General features: G+C 57.2%; 22 protein-coding genes. 13 read left to right on the top strand and 9 right to left on the bottom strand.

The window, feature by feature from the left end:
• Positions 1–1,344, bottom strand: coding sequence for a Na(+)-translocating NADH-quinone reductase subunit A (locus I6L35_RS01370; protein WP_005343681.1), 1,344 nt, complete (start codon positions 1,342–1,344; stop codon positions 1–3).
• Between the two features lie 451 nt (positions 1,345–1,795).
• Positions 1,796–2,110, bottom strand: a complete 315-nt coding sequence (locus tag I6L35_RS01365) for a BolA family transcriptional regulator (protein WP_216979343.1) — start codon at positions 2,108–2,110, stop codon at positions 1,796–1,798.
• Positions 2,111–2,313: 203 nt separating this feature from the next.
• Here I6L35_RS01365 and I6L35_RS01360 point away from each other — a divergent pair, with 203 nt between their 5' ends.
• The 5 genes from I6L35_RS01360 (at position 2,314) to I6L35_RS01340 (ending at position 7,191) form a co-directional block, all read left to right on the top strand.
• Positions 2,314–3,447, top strand: a complete 1,134-nt coding sequence (locus tag I6L35_RS01360; protein ID WP_216979342.1) for a methyltransferase — start codon at positions 2,314–2,316, stop codon at positions 3,445–3,447.
• Between the two features lie 17 nt (positions 3,448–3,464).
• A complete protein-coding gene (locus I6L35_RS01355) occupies positions 3,465–4,049 on the top strand; it encodes a YajG family lipoprotein (protein ID WP_005349692.1) in 585 nt (194 codons plus the stop codon).
• Between the two features lie 2 nt (positions 4,050–4,051).
• Entirely contained in the window at positions 4,052–4,639 is a 588-nt protein-coding gene (locus I6L35_RS01350) for a peptidylprolyl isomerase (RefSeq protein ID WP_042053243.1), read from the top strand.
• Positions 4,640–4,812: 173 nt separating this feature from the next.
• Positions 4,813–6,192: an AmpG family muropeptide MFS transporter gene (locus tag I6L35_RS01345; RefSeq protein WP_216979341.1), complete on the top strand. Its 1,380-nt coding sequence runs from the start codon at positions 4,813–4,815 to the stop codon at positions 6,190–6,192.
• A gap of 156 nt (positions 6,193–6,348) precedes the next feature.
• Complete coding sequence (locus I6L35_RS01340) at positions 6,349–7,191, top strand: outer membrane protein OmpK (protein ID WP_069554294.1); 843 nt, start codon at positions 6,349–6,351, stop codon at positions 7,189–7,191.
• Between the two features lie 107 nt (positions 7,192–7,298).
• Here the strand turns inward: I6L35_RS01340 and I6L35_RS01335 are convergent, their stop codons facing one another.
• A complete protein-coding gene (locus I6L35_RS01335; protein WP_005338634.1) occupies positions 7,299–7,781 on the bottom strand; it encodes a YajQ family cyclic di-GMP-binding protein in 483 nt (160 codons plus the stop codon).
• A gap of 200 nt (positions 7,782–7,981) precedes the next feature.
• Between I6L35_RS01335 and I6L35_RS01330 the strand changes: the two genes are divergently transcribed.
• Together I6L35_RS01330 and I6L35_RS01325 are read left to right on the top strand one after the other, a co-directional pair.
• Complete coding sequence (locus tag I6L35_RS01330) at positions 7,982–8,935, top strand: ketopantoate reductase family protein (RefSeq protein ID WP_216979340.1); 954 nt, start codon at positions 7,982–7,984, stop codon at positions 8,933–8,935.
• A 37-nt stretch (positions 8,936–8,972) separates the two neighbouring features.
• The gene (locus tag I6L35_RS01325) at positions 8,973–9,533 is read left to right on the top strand and encodes a DJ-1 family glyoxalase III (protein WP_216979339.1); all 561 of its coding nucleotides are present in this window, start codon (positions 8,973–8,975) and stop codon (positions 9,531–9,533) included.
• A gap of 111 nt (positions 9,534–9,644) precedes the next feature.
• On the opposite strand, the gene I6L35_RS01320 is transcribed toward I6L35_RS01325, so the two are convergent.
• The gene (locus tag I6L35_RS01320) at positions 9,645–9,851 is read right to left on the bottom strand and encodes a hypothetical protein (RefSeq protein WP_216979338.1); all 207 of its coding nucleotides are present in this window, start codon (positions 9,849–9,851) and stop codon (positions 9,645–9,647) included.
• A gap of 131 nt (positions 9,852–9,982) precedes the next feature.
• On the opposite strand from I6L35_RS01320, the gene dinB reads away from it, so the two are divergent.
• The 6 genes from dinB (at position 9,983) to rlmM (ending at position 16,599) form a co-directional block, all read left to right on the top strand.
• Positions 9,983–11,038, top strand: a complete 1,056-nt coding sequence (dinB, locus tag I6L35_RS01315) for a DNA polymerase IV (protein ID WP_216980227.1) — start codon at positions 9,983–9,985, stop codon at positions 11,036–11,038.
• 66 nt (positions 11,039–11,104) lie between these two features.
• The gene (locus tag I6L35_RS01310) at positions 11,105–13,246 is read left to right on the top strand and encodes a methyl-accepting chemotaxis protein (protein WP_216979337.1); all 2,142 of its coding nucleotides are present in this window, start codon (positions 11,105–11,107) and stop codon (positions 13,244–13,246) included.
• A 285-nt stretch (positions 13,247–13,531) separates the two neighbouring features.
• A complete protein-coding gene (locus I6L35_RS01305; protein ID WP_216979336.1) occupies positions 13,532–14,452 on the top strand; it encodes a transcriptional regulator GcvA in 921 nt (306 codons plus the stop codon).
• A complete protein-coding gene (locus I6L35_RS01300; RefSeq protein WP_216979335.1) occupies positions 14,445–15,074 on the top strand; it encodes an alpha/beta family hydrolase in 630 nt (209 codons plus the stop codon). Before I6L35_RS01305 ends, I6L35_RS01300 begins: the two co-directional genes overlap by 8 nt.
• Before the next feature lie 51 nt (positions 15,075–15,125).
• The gene (locus I6L35_RS01295; protein ID WP_005343703.1) at positions 15,126–15,512 is read left to right on the top strand and encodes a DUF423 domain-containing protein; all 387 of its coding nucleotides are present in this window, start codon (positions 15,126–15,128) and stop codon (positions 15,510–15,512) included.
• Positions 15,505–16,599 (top strand): 23S rRNA (cytidine(2498)-2'-O)-methyltransferase RlmM, encoded by a 1,095-nt coding sequence (gene rlmM, locus I6L35_RS01290; protein WP_005338617.1) that lies wholly within the window; start codon positions 15,505–15,507, stop codon positions 16,597–16,599. The genes I6L35_RS01295 and rlmM overlap by 8 nt, the downstream gene beginning before the upstream one ends.
• Positions 16,600–16,681: 82 nt before the next feature.
• On the opposite strand, the gene I6L35_RS01285 is transcribed toward rlmM, so the two are convergent.
• From I6L35_RS01285 to I6L35_RS01265, 5 genes are all read right to left on the bottom strand, one after another.
• Complete coding sequence (locus I6L35_RS01285; protein ID WP_216979334.1) at positions 16,682–17,140, bottom strand: hypothetical protein; 459 nt, start codon at positions 17,138–17,140, stop codon at positions 16,682–16,684.
• A gap of 117 nt (positions 17,141–17,257) precedes the next feature.
• Entirely contained in the window at positions 17,258–18,265 is a 1,008-nt protein-coding gene (locus I6L35_RS01280; RefSeq protein ID WP_005349723.1) for an isocitrate dehydrogenase, read from the bottom strand.
• A gap of 159 nt (positions 18,266–18,424) precedes the next feature.
• Positions 18,425–19,225, bottom strand: a complete 801-nt coding sequence (gene xni / locus I6L35_RS01275; protein WP_110303307.1) for a flap endonuclease Xni — start codon at positions 19,223–19,225, stop codon at positions 18,425–18,427.
• Positions 19,226–19,360: 135 nt separating this feature from the next.
• Positions 19,361–20,716, bottom strand: coding sequence for a nucleotide 5'-monophosphate nucleosidase PpnN (ppnN, locus tag I6L35_RS01270; protein WP_019445906.1), 1,356 nt, complete (start codon positions 20,714–20,716; stop codon positions 19,361–19,363).
• A gap of 148 nt (positions 20,717–20,864) precedes the next feature.
• Positions 20,865–22,475 carry a diguanylate cyclase gene (locus I6L35_RS01265; protein WP_216979333.1) on the bottom strand — a complete coding sequence of 537 codons (1,611 nt, stop codon included), beginning with the start codon at positions 22,473–22,475 and terminating at the stop codon, positions 20,865–20,867.
• Positions 22,476–22,522: the final 47 nt, after the last annotated feature.

The raw sequence follows: 22,522 nt of genomic DNA, 5'->3' as shown, positions 1-22,522 counted from the left end.
TTAACCTTCCAGTTCAATCTTGGTCAGGCACTCACGCAAGATAGGGCCGTACTCGGTCTTGCCGGGGCAAACGAAAGTACAGAGGGCCAAATCTTCCTCATCCAGCTCCAGGCAACCCAGTGCTTGCGCACCGTCGGTATCGCCGGAGACCATATCCCGCAGCAGCAGGGTAGGCAGGATGTCGAGTGGCATCACCCGTTCATAGTTGCCGATAGGCACCATGGAACGGTCACTACCGTTGGTAGTGGTGGTGAAGTTGATAAGGCGACCCTTCATCAGGTGAGAGAGGGTGGTGCGGGTGATGGAGAACTTGTTGGCGCTGGGGTTGATCCAGCCCAGGAACTCTTTCTCACGACCCTCGCCCAGTGCACAGACCTGATTGTGGTAACGACCCAGATAGTCGTGAACACCATCAGCCTTGGCGCCGCTCAGCAGGGAACCGGAGATGACGCGGTTTTCATCGGCACGCAGCTCATTGTTGGTGAGCTGGCTGATGCAGGCACCCAGACGGGTACGCAGCAGACGCGGTTTGAGCACGTTCGGGCCAGCCAGGGCGATCACCTTGTCGGTATAGATCTGGCCGGTGGTGAACAGCTTGCCGAACGCGATCACATCCTGATAGTTGATGTGCCACTGCACCTTGGTGCTGCTGACCGGATCCAGGAAGTGGATATGGGTACCAGGCAGACCGGCAGGATGCGGACCGACGAAGATCTCTTCTTTGACCTGAGCCAGAGGAGAGTGGGGCAGGCTGCCTTCGCCTTTACAGACATAGACGGTGCCGTCGGTCAGACGAGTCAGCACGGCCAGACCGTCTAGAAACGCCTGAGACTGCTCTTTGATGATCAACTCTGCGTTGGCGGCCAGCGGGTTGGTGTCCATCGCGGTCACGAAGATGGCGCGCGGGGCTGAGCCTACCGCAGGGACTTTGCTGAACGGGCGAGTGCGCAGTGCGATCCACTGGCCTGATGCAACCAGGATCTCTTGCACCTTGCTGCGCTCGAGCTTGGCCAGCTCGGAAGAGGCAAAATGCTCGAAGGTCACCTGCTCATCGGAGCCGTCGAGGTCGATGACCACAGACTGGAGCACACGTTTGGCTCCACGGTTGATCTCTGAAACTACGCCGGTGGCGGGGGCCGTGAATTTAACGCCGGGATTCTTCTTGTCTTCGAAGAGCTCCTGACCTTTGATGACGCGATCACCTACTTTGACGAACATAGTAGGTCGCATCCCCACGAACTCCTCGCCCAGTGTAGCAACACGGGTGATGGCGGGGCCATCGTAGATTACTTGCTCTGGCGCACCCAGCACGGGGATGTCCAGTCCTCTTTTGATTGTAATCATACTTAATTGCACTACCGTTACGGGAAGAGAGGTTGGTTAGCGCCGAGAAATACATCACGACGGGTGGTTGAATGAGTCGCTGTTGTGGCTGCGCCGGGTGGTCAGGCTCAACAATTATTCAACATGCGAGGTCACTCAAAAGCGCTTGAGTCTACCACTTAAGGCCCATTTTCTGCCATGCCAAATAGGCAAAATCCCTGCGTCATCACAAAATTAACCTGCAATGAATAACCCCTGAATTCCTTGTAAGCTGTGGTTTTAAAGGTTTTTTTATTTTAATACCCCAATGTGGGTATGTTTGTGTAAGGCTGTGACTCAGCTTCTAGGGAAAACTGAATTAAATACCTATTTATGGTTGTCAGGATCAGCAGGCTGGCGGCTTTTTGTTTAATTTTTGTGTGTTTGTCACCCATAGGGCGGTGGGGCAGCGCAATGGGTGACAGCCAGCCGATCAGGAGTGCGAGGGGTTGCCTACACAAGCTGGTGTGCGTGGTGCCTTACCCTTCTCCTGCCACTCGCTTGCCGTGTAGGTATGCAGTGCAAGTGCATGGACAGCGCCGGCCAGCTCATCGGCCAGGATGGCGTTGACCTGACGATGGCGAGAGAGAAGGCGCTGACTCGCAAACTGTTCGCTGACGATCACCACCTTGAAGTGGCTCTCTGAGCCCGGTTCCACGCGATGCATATGGCTCTCATTGATCACTTCCAGCAGAGTGGGGGAGAGGGCTGCCGTCAGCTTGGCTTCAATCAGTTGTTGGATAGTCATAGGATCAGCTTCCAGAGTGAATGTCGGACCATTCTATCGGCTGTCTGGGTGTGGAATAAGCCCCCGCAAAAGGAAAATCACCTGCTATCCGTTCATTGGCACGCTCCGAACTGGTGAAATTCCTGCTCCTCGCTAGAATAGCGCCACTTTGCGTCGCACCTGGCGCCTGTATCCATGAATGAAGCCGAGGTTGGACTCTTCTTATGCAAACCCTTCTCGACACTCCCCATTGCCGACTCACGCTCTACCGCTACCCACGCCAGAGTCAGGAGACCCTGCAAGCCTGGGATGCAGCTGACGAATATCTGATCAACACTCTGGCGGAGTCCCCCCTCGAGCAGGCGGGCCCCGTCATCATCATGAATGACGGTTTTGGCGCGCTGGCCGCCTATCTGCATCCGCACTCCCCCTGCTGCGTCACCGACTCCTACATCAGTGAGCGGGCGACCCTGGCCAATCTGGCCGAAAACGGACTGGATGCGGGTGGTATCCGCTTGCAGGATGCGCTGGCGCCGCTGCCCGATGCTCCTGCGCTGGTGGTGATCAAGGTCTCCAAATATCAGGCACTGCTGGAGCAGCAACTGCTGGCGCTGCGGGAGGTGGTGACACCGGCAACCCGCGTTATCGCTGCCGGCAAGGCGAAGGATATTCATACCTCCACCCTCAAGTTGTTCGAGAAGTATCTGGGGCCTACCCGTACCTCGCTGGCCTGGAAGAAGGCGCGCCTCATTCACTGCGAGCCGCAGGCCGGGCAACCCGAGCTGGCCAACCCCTTCCCGACCGTGTGGCCGCTGGAGGGGAGTGGCATGCTCATCCACAACCATGCCAATGTCTTCTCGCGCACCAGTCTCGATATTGGTGCCCGCTTTATGCTGGACAATCTGCCCATCCACAGTGCCCGCAAGGTGATCGATCTGGGCTGTGGCAATGGGGTGCTGGGTCTGTCGCTGCTCGCCAAAGACAGCGAGGTGGAGGTGACCTTTATCGATGAATCCTATATGGCGGTTGCCTCGGCACAGCTCAACGTCGAGCACAATCTGCCTGATGCTCTGCCGCGAGCCCGCTTTATGGTCAACAACTGTCTCGACGGGGTGGCGGTCGGTTCGGCGGATCGGATCCTCTGCAATCCCCCCTTCCATCAGTTGCAGGCGATCACCGATCATATCGCCTGGCAGATGTTCAGTGATGCGCACCGGGTGTTGCCTCGCGGAGGGGAACTCTGGATAGTAGGCAACCGTCATCTGGACTATCACAACAAACTCAAGCGCTTGTTTGCCAACGCACAAGTCGTTGCGTCGAACAGCAAATTCGTTATTTTGAAAGCCATCAAACGCTAAAGCCAAAGGAAACCATGATGAAAAAGTCACTCTTGCTGCTGGCCGCCCTGATGCTGGGCGGGTGTGCCACTCATTGGCCGGAGACGGCGCTGCTCAATCCGCAGGTGATCCCCGCCAACCAGCAATATTACTCTGGCAATCGCATCACCATGGAAGGGGTAGACAAGCGTGAGGCTGCCTATGTCTTCTCCATCAAACACAAGGAGAAAGCGCCGGTGCTGGTCAACAGCGAGCGCCCGCTCAATCTGCTGATGGCCGAACGGCTGGCCGAAGGGCTGCGCAGCCAGGGTCTGGAAGTGGGTAACAGTGGCACCACCAACCTGACGCTGGTGATCTCCAACGCCGCAGTCAATGTGGAAGAGAAGACCTTTACCTATGTCACCAAATCCCGCGTCAGCCTGCAGGTGATCGCCGATTTCCAGGGCAACCGTCTGACCAAGCAGTTCAACATGTCCTCCAGCAAGGAGAGCCCGAGCGAGCCAAGCATGGCCGACCTGGAGTCTACACTGAACCTGCAACTGGGTAGCGTGCTGCAGCAGATCATGGCGGATGATGCGCTGCGCGGTTACCTGAAAGGTCAACCGAACGGTGCAGGGGTCTGATGATGAAAAAACTCTGGTTGCTGGCCATGCTGATCGCCCCGCTGGCGTTCGCGGGCCCGAAAGTCAGAATGGAGACCAACCACGGCAATATCGTGGTGGAGCTGGCGTCCAAGCAGGCGCCCCAGACGGTGAAAAACTTCCTGCGTTACGTGGCTGATGGCAGCTATGACGGCAGCATCTTCCACCGGGTGATCCAGGATTTCGTGGTGCAGGGTGGGGGCTACAACCAGCAGTTCCAGCAACTGCCGACTTATGAGCCTGTGGTCAACGAGTCGCGCGGCGGTCTGCCCAACAAGCGTGGCTCCATCGCTATGGCTCGCACCCAGGCGGTCGACAGCGCTACTCGCCAGTTCTACTTCAATCTGGTCGACAACAATAACCTCAACGCCGGTGGCTCTGCGGGTTATACCGTGTTCGGTCAGGTGGTGCAGGGGATGGAGGTGCTGGACAAGCTGGCTCAGGTACAGACCGGTTACAGCCCCATTCTGCGCGCCAACGATGTGCCGACCAGTCCCATCATTCTGAAGAAGGTGGTCTTGTTGGCAGAAACTCCAGCAGACAAGAAAGTCGACAAGAAAGCGGGCAAGTAATCCTCGCCGGACGAGGTTCGTCACCTCGCCCTCGTCAGGCCACGATACAAGGCTCATCCTGTTCGGGATGAGCCTTTTCTCTATCCGGGCTTCTTTTGCCTATCTTTTTGCTCACCTTGGCTATCTGCCATCAACCTGCCAAAATGACGCACTTTTCCAAAGTCGTCAGGTAGTTGAACATGATCCGCAAACCAAGCTGGAGAGAGTCCCTCGCCGTTTATCTCGAATTTCGGGTGTTTATTCTCTTTGCCATGGGTTTTTCATCGGGTCTGCCGCTGCTGCTGGTGTTCGGTACCCTCTCATTCTGGTTGCGCGAGGCCGATGTCAGCCTGACCGATATCGGCTATATGAGCTGGGTGGCGCTCGCCTATGGCTTTAAATGGCTGTGGTCACCGCTGGTGGATCGCATGCCGCTGCCGTTGCTCTCCACGCTGCTGGGGCGTCGCCGCAGCTGGATGTTCTTCTCCCAGCTGCTGATTGCCGCCGCGCTGGTCGGCATGGCGTTCTGCGATCCCAAGACCGAGCTGGCCCAGCTAGCGATGTTTGCCCTGTTGGTGGCCTTTGCCTCGGCGACTCAGGATATCGTCATCGACGCCTATCGCATCGAATCTGCCCCCGAGCGGCTGCAGGCGGCGATGGCTGCTTCTTACATGACCGGCTACCGACTGGCGATGATCATTGCCGGTGCCGGCGCATTGGCGCTGGCGGCCTGGTTTGGCAGCAACAGCGGGTATGACTATCACGGCTGGCAGGTGACCTATCTGCTGATGGCTGCGCTGATGTCACTCGGGGTGATTACAACCCTCTTGTGTCACGAACCGGAGATCGATCTGGCGGGACAGAGCCAGCAGCAGGGGGAGCGCAAGGCGCTGTTGTTGGCCCGTGGCTGGCCTGCACCGCTGGCCAGTGCCGGAGCCTGGGGTTATGAGGCGGTCTGGAGCCCCTTTGCCGACTTCTTCCGTCGTTATGGTCACTCGGCAATGCTGATCCTGGCGCTTATCGCCTGTTATCGGGTTGCCGATGTGGTGATGGGGGTGATGTCCAACAGCTTCTATGTGGATATGCAGTTCAGCAAAACTGAGGTTGCCACCATTACCAAGGTGTTTGGCGTCATCATGACGCTGGTGGGGGCTGCGCTGGGGGGCGTGCTGGTGATGCGCTTCGGCACGCTGCGCATCCTGTTCTTGGGGGCGCTGCTCACTGCCAGCACCAACCTGCTGTTTGCCCTGCTCAATCAGGTTGGTCACAACCTGGAGCTGCTGACCCTGATCATTTCCCTCGACAACCTCAGTGCCGGTATCGCGACCGCGGCCTTCGTGACCTATCTCTCCAGCCTGACCAATGTGGCATTTTCGGCCACTCAGTACGCCCTGTTCAGCTCGGTAATGTTGTTGCTACCCAAGTTGCTGGCCGGTTTTTCCGGACAGGTTGTGGAGCAGATTGGCTACAGTGCCTTCTTTGTCGGAACCAGTTTATTGGGCTTGCCCGTGTTGTTGTTGATTGTGCTTGTCGCCAGAAAAGGGAGTGAGTTGCTCTCAACGGCTGACAAATAGCAAGCGTTTGCGTAGAATCGGGGGTGATTAGATTCACACTTCCGGATAAAGTTCCCGAGAAGTTGTTTCACCCCCAATTTTATTTGATTAGAATTCCTCTCGCTCCTTGTGGGCAGGCTACGGAAAACCTCAACTAACGCACAAGAGACCAATAAAATGGCCAAATTTACCAAGACTCTGATCGCTGCCGGTCTGCTGGCTGCTGCCGCTACCCCGGCCTTCGCTGCTGACTACAGCGGTGATATCCACAAGAATGACTACAAGTGGATGCAGTTCAACGTAATGCACACCATCGACCAGCGCCCTTTCACCACCGGTGAAGAGGACTACAACGATACCTATTTTGAAATGGAATTCGGTGGTCGCTCCGGCCTGTTTGATCTGTACGGCTATGTCGACGTATTCGATATTTTCGACTCCCGCCACAGCAACAAACACCATGGTCAGAACCTGTTCATGAAGTTTGCCCCACGCATGTCTCTGGATGCTCTGACCGGTAAAGATCTCTCCTTTGGTCCTGTGCAAGAGCTCTACATTGCCAACCTGAACAACGTCGGCGACAAGCAGATGGAAAATCAAATTGGTCTGGGCGCCGATGTGATGGTTCCTTGGTTTGGCAAGGTCGGTATGAACCTGTATGCCCGTCATTCCACTGAGAACCAGTTCTTTACTGAAGAAGAAGGCGACTGGAACGGTTATCAGTTCTCCATGAACTGGTTCAAGCCCTTCTACACCTTCGGCAATGGCAGCTTTGTCTCCTACCAAGGCTATCTGGATTATCAGTTCGGTCTGGATACCCATGACCGTGCTGACCGTACCAGCGACAACCTGGCTACTTTCCACGGTATCTACTGGCATTCCGATCGTTATGCCGTTGGTTACGGTCTGAAGTACTTTATGGATGCTTATGGTACCAAAGATGGTTCCACTGCATACGATGGTACTCCTTGGAAGAGCACCGGCTTCAGCCACTACTTCTCTGTTACCTACAAGTTCTAATAAAACTTGGGGAACAAAAAACCGGAGCATTTGCTCCGGTTTTTTTATGGCCGCGATTTAGATAGCGTGGCGCGAGTCATCAAGTGCACCACGGCTGAGTGGATAAATCAGTCGCGGAAGTTCTGGAACTGCATCGGTTGACCCAGTTCGGCGCCACGGACCAGTGCCATGGTCTCTTGCAGATCGTCACGCTTCTTGCCGGTGACACGTACTTCATCACCCTGGATGGCGACCTGTACCTTGATTTTGGAGTCCTTGATCAGCTTGACCAGCTTCTTGGCGATCTCTTTCTCGATCCCCTGCTTGAATTTGACGGTCAGGTGGAAACGCTTGCCGGAGTGAACCGAGTCACCCACTTCCATGGAGCTGTTTTCGATGTTGCGCTTGAGCAGGGCGCCGCGCAGGATTTCGACCATCTGCTTGAGCTGGAAATCGGCATCGGCTTCCAGTTTTACCTCTTCCTTGTTCAACTCGAAGCTGGCTTCTACCCCACGAAAATCGAAACGGGTGGCCAGTTCACGATTGGCGTTGTCGACAGCGTTCAACACCTCGTTCATTTTGACTTCAGAGACAATATCGAATGACGGCATAGCCGGAGCTCCTCATGTTGCGTTATCGGGGGGCAAATCTACCAGAAAACGGGCAAATTTGCTGATTTTGATGGGGTTGCTCTGCTAGAATCCCCTGCGCACAGGACGGGTGGACCCGTTAGTGTCCACCAGCGACATCTTCACTTATCCCCGGTAACAGGTTGAGAGGATTGCAACCCTTACCCTGACAGAGTCACACCATGCCAAGCGGATTAAAAAATTCCCGACAGCCCGTTATTCCACCCGTTACTCCGAAGTGGTCACTGTTGGGTTGTGGCGCCCTCGGCGGCGTTTTTGCCTCCCTGCTGACCCAGAGTGGTCAATCAACCCGTGTCTTGTTGCGCGAACATCATAAGTCCACGCTCCATCCGGGGATCGATTTCACCTCGCTGGAGGGGCATGTCCAGCTGCTCAATATCGAGCGCGGATTTGTCAGCAAACCCGGCAAGATCCAGCGTCTGCTGGTGATGACCAAGGCCAGTCAGGTGATTGCCGCACTGACGCCGCTGGTGGGTAAGCTGGATGCCGGCGTGCCGATCGTGTTGCTGCACAACGGGATGGGCATTGCCGAGCAGGTGGTCGAGATGTTCCCGTACAATCCGGTGATAGCCGGTGTCACCAGCCATGGGGCTATGCAGTGCGGCCATTTTGTCTTCCGTCATACTGGCAAGGGTGAAACCTGGCTTGGCCCGATCAACGACGCTGCCAAGGCCCATGCCGCGCTTGCGGATGAGCTGGCGCTGGCACTGGGCCAGGCTGGCTGGGATGAGCAGGTATTGGTGCGCCAGTGGCAAAAGCTTGCCATCAACTGTGCTATCAATCCCCTGACGGCCCTCTACAAGCTGAAAAATGGCGAGCTGGCTGGCCCCCGTTTTGCCGATGCCCTGCAGCAGATTTGCGTGGAAGTGGCGGATGTGATGTGTGCCGAAGGGATTGCAACCACGGCAGAGGAGTTGCAACGCCGGGTGATGACAGTGGTGGAACTGACCGCTGACAATTACTCCTCCATGCATCAGGATATGGAGCTGGGACGAGAGACCGAGATTGAGGCCATCACCGGCTTCCTGTTGGCCAAGGCTGCCCGGCATGGCATTGCCGTACCGGTCAATCAGGGTCTCTATCAGGCGATTAAAGAGAAGAGTCAGGCCGTCTGATCTTTTACATGGCAGAGCAAGCTGCAAGGAGGCGAACGTGAGTGTACTGGTGCTGGTGGCCCCCGGGTCGGAAGAGATAGAGACGGTTGCGATTGTCGATACCCTGGTGCGCGCCAGCATCGAGGTGGTGCTGGCCTCTTGCTGCCCTGCCGGATCGCGGCAGGTGAAGGCATCGCGTGGGGTACAGCTGGTGGCTGATTGTCATATCGACGAGCTGACCCGTCGGGACTTTGAAGCCATCGTGGTGCCCGGCGGTTTGCCCGGCAGCGAAGTGATCCGCGATACCCCGCTGGCCATCGATCTGCTCAAAGAGCAGACCGCTCTTGGTTGCTGGCGCGCTGCCATCTGCGCCGCCCCTGTGGTGGTGTTGCAACATCACGCGCTGCTGGGTGATGCCATCGTCACCTGTCATCCCGGCTTTCAGCCCCGACTGTCAACATCGCAACTGTCACATGAGCGGGTCGTCAGGGATGAGGCTCATCGCCTTATCACCAGTCAGGGGCCGGGCAGCGCCATCGAGTTTGCGCTTGAACTGGTCCGGGTGCTGCGCGGGGATGAAGTGGCGGCCACTGTCGCTGGCCCTATGGTGCTGCCTTGAGCGCACTCTGCTGCAGAATCAAGCTGGTAATGCTTTGAAAAATGGGCCCCGGTCATCTTGATCGGGGCCCGTTTGTTATCTGCCGTTGTCGGTCACGCCATCTTGTCCGGCTCAGTAGTCGTACTGTTTGCACTTCTTCTTGCGAAACTCTTCACGCCAGCGTGACAACTCTTGCTCTGTGCCGAGTGTGTCCCCTTTCTTGATAGCCTGTTCCAGTATCTCAATCCGGTCGTACAGCCAGCGGCACTCTGACGTCGGGTTGTTCTTGCCGATGCCGGTCAACGGTAGCAAACAGAGTCCCAACCAAAGATATTTCATCCCGAACGCTCCTTGTCATTGTGGTAGTAAAGGTCTCCTTGGAGTCTACTATTTTAGCCGCAACGAGAGAGATAGAGCTGCGGTTATCCTTGGGGTAAGATGGTGCCATGTCTGTTTATTTATACAGTGGTATGCGCAAGATCATCCATATCGACATGGACTGCTTTTTTGCCGCGGTGGAGATGCGGGACAATCCGGCGTTGCGGGAGGTGCCGCTCGCCATCGGTGGGGCCTCCGAGCGGCGCGGCGTCATCTCGACCTGCAACTATGTGGCGCGCCGGTTCGGGGTGCGCTCCGCCATGCCGAGCGCCCTGGCGAAAAAACTCTGCCCGCCGCTGGTACTGATCCCTGGGCGAATGGCGGTGTACAAGGATATCTCTCGCCAGCTCAGGGCCATTTTCCTGCGCTATACCGGTCAGGTTGAACCGCTGTCGCTGGATGAGGCTTACCTCGACGTGACCCACAGTCGCTGTTGTGGCGGCAGCGCCACCCTGATGGCGCAAGAGATCCGGCAAGCTATTGTCACCGAACTGGGGTTGACCGCTTCGGCCGGAGTGGCCCCCAACAAGTTTCTCGCCAAGCTCGCCTCGGAGCAGCGCAAACCCGATGGTCTGTTTGTCATTCGTCCCGACGAAGTGGCCGAATTTGTCTGCCAGTTGCCCCTCGGCAAACTGCCCGGGGTGGGGCGCAAGACTGCCGAGCGGCTGGAGGCACAGGGGCTCTACACCTGTGAGGATGCGCGGGCCTTGTCGGCACAAGAGCTGTGCAGCCGTTTTGGCAAGCTGGGGGAGATGCTGACGACCCGGATCTGGGGGCTGGATGAACAGCCGGTGCAGGCGCACCGGATCCGCAAAACCATCGGGGTGGAGACCACCCTGGCAAGCGATCTCTGTGACGAAGAGGCCTGTCTGAAGGTATTGCAGCAACTGCTGCCTGAGCTGGAACGGCGATTTCAGCTGGCGTGTCCTGCCGAGCAGGTGATGGGGCAGGGGATTAAACTCAAGTTTGCCGACTTCCATCAGACTACCGTCTATCGCAGCCAAGGGGGCTATCAGGCCGCATTGTTCACACCACTGCTCAAGGAAGGGCTGCTGCGGGCACAAGGGCGTTCGATACGTCTGCTGGGACTGGTAGTCGGGCTACCGAAGGAGGGAGAAGTAAACCAACTCTCGCTGGATTTGCTATGAGATGGTTAAGTTTTTGTTTATAAAGTCGATAATCTACCTGTATCTGCATGAAGTAGGAATATTGGCATGAATGCTCTTTCTGTCCAGGGACGGATTACCCTGATCGCCGGTTGCTGTCTGCTGGTCACGGCCGCTGCGCTGGTCACCTCCTCTATTTATAACGCGAGCAAGATGCAGTCCCAGGTGCGGCAAGCCACCATGCATGAGGCACAGCTGTCAGCCGAAAACAGGATGAAAGCGATGGGGTCAGAGCAGGCCGCCAAGGTGACCAGCTATCTTGATGAAGCCTATTTTCGTGCCAGTCTGCTGGCCGAGAGCGTGCTGTTCCAGCGCAAGAATGCGGCCGACAACTTCGTTCATTCGGAGGCGCTGCGCGGGGCTATCAATCAGCAATTGCACGATGCGGCAGCCTCATCGACCAACCTGCTCGGCGTCTATGCGGTGTTCGAGCCTGACCAGCTGGATGGGGAAGACAGCAACTATCAGGGCTCAACGGCGCTGGGTTCCAACGACAAGGGGCGTTTTTCCAGTTACTGGGCCTATGACAACGGCAAGATAGAGCCGGAAGTGCAGAATGAGGATGTGCTGGCCGATGAGAGCCCGACCGAGGCTGGTGGAATTGAAAACGAGTGGTATCGCTGCAGCATTCGCACCCGTGCCCTCTGCCTGCTGGAGCCCTATCTGGACGATGTGGGCGATAAACAGATATTGATGACCTCGGTGACGGTCCCGCTGCTGGAGCAGGAGACCTTGCTGGGGATGGTCGGGGTCGATATCTCGCTGGCCACTTTGCAGAGTCTGGTCAGTACCATGGACAAGGAGCTCTATGACGGCAAGGGCAGAATCTTGCTGGTCAGTCACGAGGGGCGCGTGGCGGGAGCCGATGAGTTCGATGTGACCATGGGGCGTGGGCTGGATCAGAAGTATCAGGGGCTGGCCAGCGAGCTGAAAGGCTGGCTCAGTCAGGGTCAGGAGCTGACTCGCTGGAGCAGCGATGGCACCTTGTTGCAGACCTTTGTCCCGGTATCCATGCGTGGCACCGACCGTAAATGGGGCATCTACATTGAATTGCCACGGGCCGTAGTGCTGGCCTCGGCCCAGCAACTGCAAGATGAGCTGGCCAGTGAAGCCAATCGCAGCGTGGTCTCGCAGCTGTCAATCGGGGTGCTGATCTCGCTGGTGGCCCTGAGTTTTATCTGGTTGATGGCGCGCCAGATTGTGGCACCCATCCGCGCCGTAGTTGCCCGTCTCAAGGATATCGCCAGCGGCGAGGGGGATTTGACCCAGCGTATCGAGATCCAGCGGCAAGACGAGATCGGCGAGCTGGCCAAGTGGTTCAACAGCTTCCTCAACAAGTTGCAATCCACCATCAGTCAGGTGATTGATACTGTCTCCGGTACGCGTAACAGTGCCGAGCGAGCCGCGCAGGTGGCCGAGCGCACCAGCAGCGGCATGCAGGCCCAGTATCAGGAGATCGATCTGGTGGCGACGGCATTTGAGGAGCTGAGCGCCACGGCGTTGCAGGTCTCCGGTAATGCCGGCTCGGCGGTGGCGGCCGCCAACACCACTGACGCCGCAGCGCAAGAGGGCAAATATGTCGTTGCTGACACCCAGGAGGCGATGCGCAAGCTGATGACCATCATCAACGATGCCCAGCCGGTGGTGGAGCGACTCTCCGCCAACAGCGACAACATCAACGATATTCTCACCGTGATCCAGGGAATTGCCGAGCAGACCAACTTGCTGGCGCTGAATGCGGCTATTGAAGCGGCGAGAGCCGGTGAACAGGGGAGAGGTTTTGCTGTGGTGGCCGATGAGGTGCGCAATCTGGCCGGTCGAACCCAGAATGCCATTGTCGAGATCCAGAACCTGATCAGCCAGCTGCAATCCGGTACCGGGGCAGTGGTCAAGGCGATCCGCGATGGCCATGACCAGGCTGACGAGACGCTTGCCAAGGTAGATCTCTCGGTACAGGTTCTGGAGCAGATCATCCAGTCTGTCTCCACCATCCATCAGATGAATGAGCAGATTGCACGGGCGGCACAGGAGCAGAGCCGGGTAGCAGACGAGATCAACCGCAACGTCAGCAACATTCGCGATGTGAGTCATACCATACGGGCCGAAGCGGCGACCTCCGCCGAAAATGGTCGTGAGCTATCCGTACTGGCTGACAAACAGCAGCAATTGGTGGGACAGTTCAAAGTATAAAAAGTGCAAAAAAAAGGCGCCATCCAGCTGGAGGCGCCAAACACATTCAGATGACAGACTGGGTCAAACCGGTGAGATTTGAGCCCCTCTTCCCGCAGAGGAAGAAACACAACACCACAATCACAGTCGAAAGACTCACGAAAAACACATGAAAACCAGCATGTAGTAGAAAATGTGAGCCATATGACGACTGATTGCTGGGCGAATTATGTTTATTCACTGGTCGGCCCGCAACCGACAAATTATAATGCGCTCCATTAGAAAAACTCATCGTCGGCTGGTGTCATGTCTCGTCGTTTACCACCGCTCAATGCTCTCAAGGCATTCGAAGCAGCGGCTCGCCACTTAAGCTTTACCCGTGCAGCAGAAGAGCTGTTTGTTACTCAGGCTGCCATCAGTCACCAGATCAAGGCGCTGGAGGAGTATCTTGGCATCAAGTTGTTCCGCCGCAAAAACCGTTCCCTGCTGCTGACTGAAGAGGGGCAGGGTTACTTCCTCGATATCAAGGATATCTTTGCCTCCATCTCGGAGGCGACCGACAAGCTGCTTGCTCGCAGTGCCAAAGGGGCGTTGACTGTCAGTCTGCAACCGAGTTTTGCCATCCAGTGGCTGGTGCCGCGGTTGGTCAAGTTCAGCGAGCGTCATCCCGATATCGATGTGCGGATCAAGGCGGTCGATCTCGACGAAGGGTCGTTGACTGACGATGTGGATGTGGCTATCTATTACGGGCGCGGCAACTGGCCGGGTCTGCGTAGTGACAAGCTGCATACCGAATACCTGATCCCCGTCTGTTCTCCCTTGCTGCTGACGGGATCCAAGCCACTGCGCACTCCGCAGGATCTGACGCACCATACCTTGCTGCACGATACCTCCCGCCGTGACTGGAAGGCCTGGTTCCGTCAGCTCGATATCGATGCCCCCAACGTCAATCAGGGGCCCATCTTCAGCCACTCCACCATGGTGATCCAGGCGGCGATCCACGGCCAGGGTGTGGCGCTCGGCCACAGCGTGCTGGCACAACCCGAGATTGAGGCCGGCCGCCTTATCTGCCCGTTCGAGCAGGTGCTGGTGAGCAAAAATGCCTTCTATCTGGTGTGCCAGGAGCAGCAGTCGGATCAGGGCAAGATCGTTGCCTTCCGCGACTGGATGCTGGAGCTGGTAGAGCAGGAAGAGGCTCGTCGCAGGGCAAGGCTCGCCGATGCCTGATATGATCCGCGAGGGGGCAGTTGATGCCCCCGTTCGCATTTTGCTGGCCCACGGGGCAGGTGCAGGGATGGCTCACCCCTTTCTTGCCGGGTTGTCACACCTGCTGGCTGGCCCTGACATCGAAGTGGTGCGCTTCAACTTTCCCTATATGACCAGGCGTGCACAGGATGGCAAGCGCCGCCCGCCGGACAGGGCGCCTGTGCTGCTCGCTCATTGGCACGACATGATCCGCGAGTTTGCCCATCCACGACTGTTTCTGGCGGGCAAGTCGATGGGTGGGAGGATGGCGGCGGAACTCTATCGTGAAGGCGAGGGTGAGATGAATGCTGCAGGATTGCTCATTCTCGGGTATCCTTTCCACCCTCCGGCCAAGCCCGACAGTTGGCGAGGCGAGGTACTCAAGCATATTGCAGTGCCAACTCTGCTGTTGCAGGGGGAGCGCGATACCTTCGGTAGTCGCGCCGAACTGGCCGATTTCCCCTTCTCACCCGCCGTATCGGTCCATTGGTTGACCGATGGTGATCATGGTTTCAAACCGCGTAAAGCCAGTGGCGTGAGTGAGCAGGAGAATATGCTGCATGCAGCGGCGGCCATCAGCCATTTTGTGGCCCGGCATGGATAGCACGAGAGGGTTGGCTTTATTGCCAGCCGTGATGAGAGAGGGAGTGTGAGGATGCAGATCCATCGACATTGGCTGGTACTGGCCGGTCTCTTCGGGTTGACCGCCACCATGCTGGGGGCTTATGGCGCCCATGGATTGGCGGCGACCGGCATTACGCCCGATCGTCTGGCGGCGTTCAATACCGCCGTGCAATATCAGTTTTTTCACGCATTGGCCCTGCTGGTTCTGGGCTGGTGTGGTGTGCGCAGCAGGGTGATCCACCTGGCTGGCACCGCTTTTGTGCTGGGGATCATCGGATTCTCCGGCAGTATTTACGCCATGGTGCTGCTTGGCAGCAAGGGGCTGGGGTTGATTACCCCGGCCGGTGGCCTCTGTTTTATGTTGGGATGGACGGCCCTGATCTGGGCTGGCTGTCGTCTTGGAGGAAAAAATGAATAATCTGCTGCTTTATTGCCGCCCCGGTTTTGAGAAAGAGGCGGCTGCAGAGATCACCGAGCGTGCCGGTAACATGCAGTGCTACGGTTTCGCCCGGGTCAAGGACGACAGCGGTTATGTGATCTTCGAACTGTATGACGAGGAGCAGGCGGACCTGCTGGCTCGCAAGCTGCCGTTCCGGGAGCTCATCTTCATCCGCCAGATGTTGGTGGTCACCCATGAGCTGAAGGATCTGGATGTCGCGGACAGGATCTCCCCCATCCTTGAGGCGGTGAGTGACTACACCATTTGCGGTGATCTGCGGGTCGAAACCGCGGATACCAACGAAGCGAAAGAGCTGTCGGCCTTCTGCCGCAAGTTCACCGTGCCGCTGCGTCAGGCGCTGCGCAGCAACGAGATCCTGACCAAGAAGGAGACGCCGAACCGTCCGGTGTTCCACGCCTTCTTCATGGCCAATGATCACGTGTTGCTGGGTTACTCCTACTCGTTCAACAACTCCGGATTCCACATGGGGATCCCGCGCCTGCGCTTCCCGGCCGATGCACCGAGCCGCTCCAGCCTCAAGCTGGAGGAGGCGTTTTATGTCTTCGTGCCGCGGGAAGAGTGGGATGTGCGTCTCTGTTCAGGCATGAAGGCGGTGGATCTGGGCGCCTGCCCGGGTGGCTGGACCTATCAGTTGGTGCGCCGTGGCATGATGGTGACGGCGGTCGACAACGGCATGATGGCCCAATCCCTGATGGATACTGGCCAGGTCAAGCATATCCGGGATGACGGGTTCGTCTGGCGTCCGAGCAAGAAGAACACCTACTGGCTGGTGTGCGACATGGTTGATAAACCGGCGCGGGTCGTTCACATGATTGCGGACTGGTTCCGTGAGGGCGACTGTCAGGAGGCGATGTTCAACCTCAAGCTGCCGATGAAGAAGCGGTATGCCGAATCGGTGCACAATATCGAGGTATTGCGCGAGATGCTCAAGGAGATCGACAACGCGTTCGTGATCCAGGCCAAGCAGCTCTATCACGATCGGGAAGAGATCACCGTGCATGTTTATAACAAGTACTGGGTCTCCAAGCTCGAGCCCAAGGCGTGATGTAAGCTTTCAGCCCGTACGATAAATACCAAGGCCGACAGGGAAACCTGTCGGCCTTTTGATATCCGGCTGCCGGAAAATATCAGAAACGGTAATCGAGGCGCAGGGAAGATTCGTCGTCAGTCACCTTGATCTCGATCTGCAGCGGGATGGTTTTGTCGACCGGATTGAACTGCATTTTTATCCCGTCTGCCCTCAGCCTGAGGGCGGTGTTCATGCCGCCAGCCTTGAACTTGACCTTGGGTCTGAAGCGTTCAACCGACAGGCTGACGCTCTTTTCCGGGGTCAGATTGAGTTGCGGGTAGGAGGTGATCTTTTGATTACCAAAGTTGTCGGTGGAGACTTCAATACCAAACGACAGGGGTTTGGGCGCCTTGAGCAGGTCGTTGGTATCCAGGCTTGAACGCCATACCTCGGTGGCAGTCCGTTTTTCCTGCTGCGGTAGTTTGGCAGTTAGGGTTGGTTGAGTCTGTTCGAAGGCACTTGCAGTACCACAAACCAGCATCAGACCCGAAACCAGATAGCACCCGTATCCCTTCATGAAAAACACTCCCTGTTCTTCTTCTCTATTGAACATAGTTGCTGTTTCGGGAGTGGCAAAGTAATCGTAAACATAAAAAAGGGAGCCGAAGCCCCCTTTTAAAATCAATTGGTTAGCTTACAGGCGATCGATGATCGCCTGGGTGAATTCGCTGGTGGAAGCCGTGCCGCCCAGATCGCGGGTGACCCGATCACCGGATTCGATGGTGGCTCGTACTGCCTCGCGGATCCGCTCTGCTTTATCCTGCATGCCGAGGTACTCCAGCATCTGGATGGAGGCGAGGATCACCGAGGTCGGGTTGGCAATGTTCTTGCCTGCGATGTCGGGCGCAGAGCCATGGACCGCCTCGAAAATGGCGGCGCCATCGCCGATGTTGGCGCCGGGCGCCATACCAAGGCCGCCGACCAGACCGGCGCAGAGATCCGAGAGGATGTCGCCAAACAGGTTGGTAGTGACCATGACATCGAAACGCTCCGGGTACATCACCAGGTTCATGCAGGCGGCATCGACGATCATCTCTTCGCTCTGGATATCCGGGTAGTGGCTGGCGATTTCACGTGCCACTTCGAGGAACAGGCCGGAGGTCGACTTGAGGATGTTCGCCTTGTGGATGATGGTGACCTTCTTGCGCCCTTCCTGACGAGCCAGCTCGAAGGCAAACTTGACGATGCGCTCGGCCCCTTCGCGGGTGATGATGCTCATCGCCTCGGCACTCTTGTTGTCATCACTGCGCTTCTGACCTGCACCCGAGTACATCCCTTCGGTGTTTTCACGCACCGTGATGATGTCGATGTTGTCGTAACGGCTTCTGGTGCCCTTGAAGGAGATGACCGGGCGCACGTTGGCGTAGAGGTTGAACTTCTTGCGCAGGGAGACGTTGATGGAGGTAAAACCGCCGCCGACCGGTGTGGTCAATGGCCCTTTCAGGCTCACCTTGTTCTTCTCAATCAGATCCAGGGTAGCCTGGGGCAGCAGCTCGCCATGCTTCTCGAGGGCAACCAGACCTGCATCAGCGTATTCGTACTCAAAATCACAGCCCGCATGGGTCAGGATCTGGATGGCTGATTCAATAATGCTGGGGCCGATGCCGTCGCCGGGGATCACGGTAATTTTTCTTTTGGACATGAGAGGGTTCCACTTCCAGGGTATAGGGGAGGATGGGGCTGCTTTATAGCATTTACTCAGCAAACCAACCACATTCCTTTACATTCTACTCACTTTTATCAACAGCGAGGGTGAGTCTCGTCATGGTTCACGCCCTTGCCTGCATTTTTGTTCGGCACTTTAGTCTGGCTGGGGCGGGTAGCGGATGTCCCGCAGGTTGAATCCCAGCGGAATATCCCGCTGCAAGCGCACCAGTCGCTGGGCCAGCAGGGCCTCATCCTGATGTTGGCGCAGTTTGATCAGTGGCTTGGCAGCGTCCTCTTGCTGGCAGGCTTCGAGCATGGCTGCCAGATTGCCATATTGTTGCAACAGCTGGGTGGCGGTCTTGGGGCCGATCCCCGGAACCCCCTTGATATTGGAACCGCTGATACCGGTCAGGGCCCAGAAGTCGACCAGCTGAGCAGGGGCTACCCCATATTGCTGCTGGACGAAGGCCGCATCCAGCCAGCGCTTGTTGAAGTAGTCGCGCACCCGGATCTGCGGGCAGATCAGTTGGCAGAAGCCCTTGTCGGTGGAGATGATGGTCGCCTGATGGCCATGGCTGGCGATGCCGCTGGCGAGGGTGGCGATAAGGTCATCCGCTTCATCGGTCTCGGAGAGCAGGGCATCGACACCGCACTCCCAGAAGGCATCCTGCAGGGTCGCCAACCCCTCACGCAGTTCGGGGGGCATGGGAGTTCGCCCCTCCTTGTAGGCCGGATAGACCTCCTTGCGCCAGCTATGCACCTCGCCATCAAACACGGCAATGACATGGGTCGGCTCGCTATTGGCCAGCAGCTTGCGGCAGGTATTGATAAGGTTGGCGCGGGTTGCAACCAGCGCCTGGGCAGGGGTCAGTGCCTGCTGGGCCTGTACCGCGTGCAGACGGCGAATGAGGTTGAGGGCATCGATGATGAGCAGGTGTGGCCGGATAGTTGACATGGGGCACTCTTGGCGGTCGGGACGCCCCATTGTAACAAACCACTCGCCTTATGGGGGATTGATGGCGGTCGGGAAGGCATAGCGCCAATAAAGAGGGGCGCCGATGCGCCCCTCTGTCGATGATGTATCTGTACCCTAGCGGACGATTTCGTAGCAAGGCACATACTGACTGCCCGGCAGCTTCATCCGCTGCTGCTTGACGAAGCTCTCCAGCAGCTTGTCCATCAGGTGCATCAGCTCCTTGTCGCCGTGCAGCTTGAAGGGGCCCTTCTTCTCGATGGCGCGAATGCCCCCTTCCTTGACGTTGCCGGCGACGATGCCGGAGAAGGCACGACGCAGGTTGGCGGCCAGCAACTGGGGCGGCTGGTTGCGGTGCAGATCCAGACTGGCCATGCTGGCGTGATCCGGTTCGAAGGGGAGCTGGAACTCCGGCTCAATCTTGAGGGACCAGTTGAAGGAGTAGGCATCACCGACCGATTTGCGGTATTCGCGGATTTTCGGCATCGCCTCCTTCATCACTCGGGCCACTTCCGGTGCATCGCCAACAATGATCCGGTAGAGCTTGGTCGCCGGTTCACCGAGGGTCGCCTTGATGAAGTCATCGATGGCTCGGAAGTAGTCGGCACTCTCTTTCGGGCCGGTCAGGATGATGGGCATGGGTTGTCGTTCGTTGGCCGGATGCATCATGATGCCGAGCAGATAGAGCAGCTCTTCGGCGGTGCCGACCCCGCCCGGGAAGATGATGATGCCATGGCCCAGACGCACGAATGCTTCCAGCCGTTTCTCGATATCCGGCAGGATCACCAGCTCGTTGACGATGGGGTTGGGCGGCTCGGCCGCAATGATGGAGGGCTCTGTGAGGCCGATGTAGCGCCCGTTGCGCACCCGCTGTTTGGCATGGCCGACGGCGGCCCCCTTCATCGGGCCCTCCATGGCTCCCGGGCCGCAACCGGTACAGATGTTCAGCTCACGCAAGCCCAGCTCGCTGCCCACGGCGCGGGTGTACTGGTACTCGATCTCGTTGATGGAGTGGCCACCCCAGCAGACGATCAGGTTGGGATCGGCGCCAGGCAGGATCACCTTGGCGTTGCGCAGGATGGCGAACACCACGTTGGAGATATGAGTCGAATTGGTGAGGTTGACCAGCCGGTTCGATTCAAGCTGGTTGGAGACATAGAGAATGTCGCGCAGCACCGAGAAGAGGTGCTCCTGAATACCACGAATGATCTCGCCATCGACGAACGCGTGCTCGGGGGCGTTGAACAGTTCCAGCTTGACCCCGCGCTCGCGCCGGATCACATGAATGTCGAATGATTTGAAGCGCTCCAGGATCTCCTTGGAGCTGTCGGTATGGCTGCCGGAATTGAGCACCGCCAGCGAGCAGTTGCGAAACAGTTGATAGATATCGCTGGAGGCAGTCTGCTTGAGGCGATCCACCTCGAGCTGTGACAGCAAATCCATGCTGCCAACGGGATTGATGTGCGTAATCATAGGTTCCCCTTTACTCACTTGTTATCGTTGTGTTTTTTCCCTGGGGAGAAAAGGGATGCCATGTTGCATCCCCTGAGTTTGATAGTAGTGGCAACGGAGGGGGGAGGGAAATAGGGCGACGACTGTTCGCTGTTTTTTTAGTCACCACTCAGGCCAGTGTCACTTGATCCCGACCTGCGTTCTTGGAGTGGTAGAGCGCTCTGTCCGCCCGTTCGAACACATCGGAGGGGTTGTCACCATCCTTGAACAGGGTTGCGCCGATGGAGATGGTGATCTCCACCTTGGCATCGCGAAAACGGAACGGGATGCTCTTGATGGTCTGGCGCAGGGTTTCCAGCGGCTTCTGGAACTTGTCCGGGTTGATATTGGGCAGCAGCACCACGAACTCTTCGCCGCCGAAACGGGCGATGAAGTCGGTGTCACGCAGGGCGCTCTGCAGCGCTTTGGCAACAACCTTCAACGCCTTGTCGCCGGCCATGTGGCCATAATTGTCATTGATGTTCTTGAAGTGATCGATGTCGATGATCGCCATGCAGAGCGGAGTGCGGTAGCGAAGCCAGCGCTTGAACTCCTGCTCCAGCCGCTCGTCGAGGGCGGCCCGGTTGTGTACCTGAGTCAGGCTGTCGAGGAACAGCTTGTGCTTCTGAATGGTCAGCCGCTTCTTGTATTCGGCGGTCTCATCCTTCATCAACCTCAGTTTGGACTCCATGGTGGAGAGACGGGTGAGCAGGTGGCGTTCCCGTGCAGCGGTACTTTCCCGTTCTTGCAGCAGCAGATTGATGGCACCCATATGGCTGGAGATGGCACGCTTGAGCGCATCGATGGAGTTATGGCTGGCCAGCGAGTGGTCGATGGCCTGCAGTTCGCAGACCAGAGCTTCGCGGGTTTCACGGGTTTCATTTTGTAGTGCACGCCCTTCGTCGAGGGATTCGGTAAAGCCGACATGCACTGCTGACAGGCTCTCGTTGAGGGAGCTGAGAAAGGCGCGTGAGGCTTTGCGCTCCTCGCGGGTGCCCTCGATGATCAGTTCGATGACCTGCATACAGGTCTCTGCCAGCATGGCAGGATTGATGCCGATTAGCAGTTGACGGCGGATATCCCCGAGGCTCTCGCCAATTGAGCCGGCGAAATCAAGTTCGGTGATGAGCCGCTGCAGTTCGTCTGCGATACGCGCATGATCTTTGAGATCAAACGTTTCAGCATCAGGTTGAGGGTCACAACCGGGCTCGCTCTCTTGTTGGGGAGCTGAAGATCCTGACAGTGGCTGGCTTGGCAGCAGCTGGATCTTGATTGCCTGCTGATAGAATTCAAGCAGGCGAATCACCTTCTTTTGATGATCTGCAATACCATAGCCGGCGGGGCTTTTCAGAAATTCCTTGAGGGATTTTCGGGTCTCTTCCGGGAAGCCCTTGATGGTTTTTAGCTGTTTTGAGCCGAGATCAATGGCTGCCTGGGTCAGGGTGAGCGACTCTTCCAGTGCATTGCTGTGTTGCTGCAGCAACTTCTCGATGGCAAGTAGCTCTGTATCCAGAGAGGTGAATGCGGGATTGCTATCCAGTCTCTGCTTGAGTTTGGCGAAGCGATTATCCAGCTCGCGATCGAAGCCGCGGCAAGAGAGCATCAGCTTGTTGATAAACTGGATGCCACGAGCTCGTTCTGCGTCGGAAAAGGAGAGAACGCCGTCGAGCTCCAGCTGTTTTTGCTGGAGGGATTCCCTGAGCCTGGCCAATTGTCCTGCTACGGCAGCGATGTCATTCATTATCAGGTCGCCCTGTTGTCATTATTGTTTTTGGTGTTGGATAGCAA

This window comes from Aeromonas sp. FDAARGOS 1405, assembly GCF_019048265.1.
Taxonomy (GTDB): domain Bacteria; phylum Pseudomonadota; class Gammaproteobacteria; order Enterobacterales; family Aeromonadaceae; genus Aeromonas; species Aeromonas veronii_A.
The sequence above is the reverse complement of the archived record's forward strand: the minus strand, read 5'-3'. Positions and strand labels throughout refer to the sequence as shown.

What these genes read in the sequence shown, in the direction of transcription:
- I6L35_RS01370 (WP_005343681.1), bottom strand. Translation starts at nt 1,344, where the DNA reads ATGATTACAATCAAAAGAGGACTGGACATCCCCGTGCTGGGTGCGCCA.
- I6L35_RS01365 (WP_216979343.1), bottom strand. Translation starts at nt 2,110, where the DNA reads ATGACTATCCAACAACTGATTGAAGCCAAGCTGACGGCAGCCCTCTCC.
- I6L35_RS01360 (WP_216979342.1), top strand. Translation starts at nt 2,314, where the DNA reads ATGCAAACCCTTCTCGACACTCCCCATTGCCGACTCACGCTCTACCGC.
- I6L35_RS01355 (WP_005349692.1), top strand. Translation starts at nt 3,465, where the DNA reads ATGAAAAAGTCACTCTTGCTGCTGGCCGCCCTGATGCTGGGCGGGTGT.
- I6L35_RS01350 (WP_042053243.1), top strand. Translation starts at nt 4,052, where the DNA reads ATGAAAAAACTCTGGTTGCTGGCCATGCTGATCGCCCCGCTGGCGTTC.
- I6L35_RS01340 (WP_069554294.1), top strand. Translation starts at nt 6,349, where the DNA reads ATGGCCAAATTTACCAAGACTCTGATCGCTGCCGGTCTGCTGGCTGCT.
- I6L35_RS01335 (WP_005338634.1), bottom strand. Translation starts at nt 7,781, where the DNA reads ATGCCGTCATTCGATATTGTCTCTGAAGTCAAAATGAACGAGGTGTTG.
- I6L35_RS01330 (WP_216979340.1), top strand. Translation starts at nt 7,982, where the DNA reads ATGCCAAGCGGATTAAAAAATTCCCGACAGCCCGTTATTCCACCCGTT.
- I6L35_RS01320 (WP_216979338.1), bottom strand. Translation starts at nt 9,851, where the DNA reads ATGAAATATCTTTGGTTGGGACTCTGTTTGCTACCGTTGACCGGCATC.
- dinB (WP_216980227.1), top strand. Translation starts at nt 9,983, where the DNA reads ATGCGCAAGATCATCCATATCGACATGGACTGCTTTTTTGCCGCGGTG.
- I6L35_RS01310 (WP_216979337.1), top strand. Translation starts at nt 11,105, where the DNA reads ATGAATGCTCTTTCTGTCCAGGGACGGATTACCCTGATCGCCGGTTGC.
- I6L35_RS01305 (WP_216979336.1), top strand. Translation starts at nt 13,532, where the DNA reads ATGTCTCGTCGTTTACCACCGCTCAATGCTCTCAAGGCATTCGAAGCA.
- I6L35_RS01300 (WP_216979335.1), top strand. Translation starts at nt 14,445, where the DNA reads ATGCCTGATATGATCCGCGAGGGGGCAGTTGATGCCCCCGTTCGCATT.
- I6L35_RS01295 (WP_005343703.1), top strand. Translation starts at nt 15,126, where the DNA reads ATGCAGATCCATCGACATTGGCTGGTACTGGCCGGTCTCTTCGGGTTG.
- rlmM (WP_005338617.1), top strand. Translation starts at nt 15,505, where the DNA reads ATGAATAATCTGCTGCTTTATTGCCGCCCCGGTTTTGAGAAAGAGGCG.
- I6L35_RS01285 (WP_216979334.1), bottom strand. Translation starts at nt 17,140, where the DNA reads ATGAAGGGATACGGGTGCTATCTGGTTTCGGGTCTGATGCTGGTTTGT.
- I6L35_RS01280 (WP_005349723.1), bottom strand. Translation starts at nt 18,265, where the DNA reads ATGTCCAAAAGAAAAATTACCGTGATCCCCGGCGACGGCATCGGCCCC.
- xni (WP_110303307.1), bottom strand. Translation starts at nt 19,225, where the DNA reads ATGTCAACTATCCGGCCACACCTGCTCATCATCGATGCCCTCAACCTC.
- ppnN (WP_019445906.1), bottom strand. Translation starts at nt 20,716, where the DNA reads ATGATTACGCACATCAATCCCGTTGGCAGCATGGATTTGCTGTCACAG.
- I6L35_RS01265 (WP_216979333.1), bottom strand. Translation starts at nt 22,475, where the DNA reads ATGAATGACATCGCTGCCGTAGCAGGACAATTGGCCAGGCTCAGGGAA.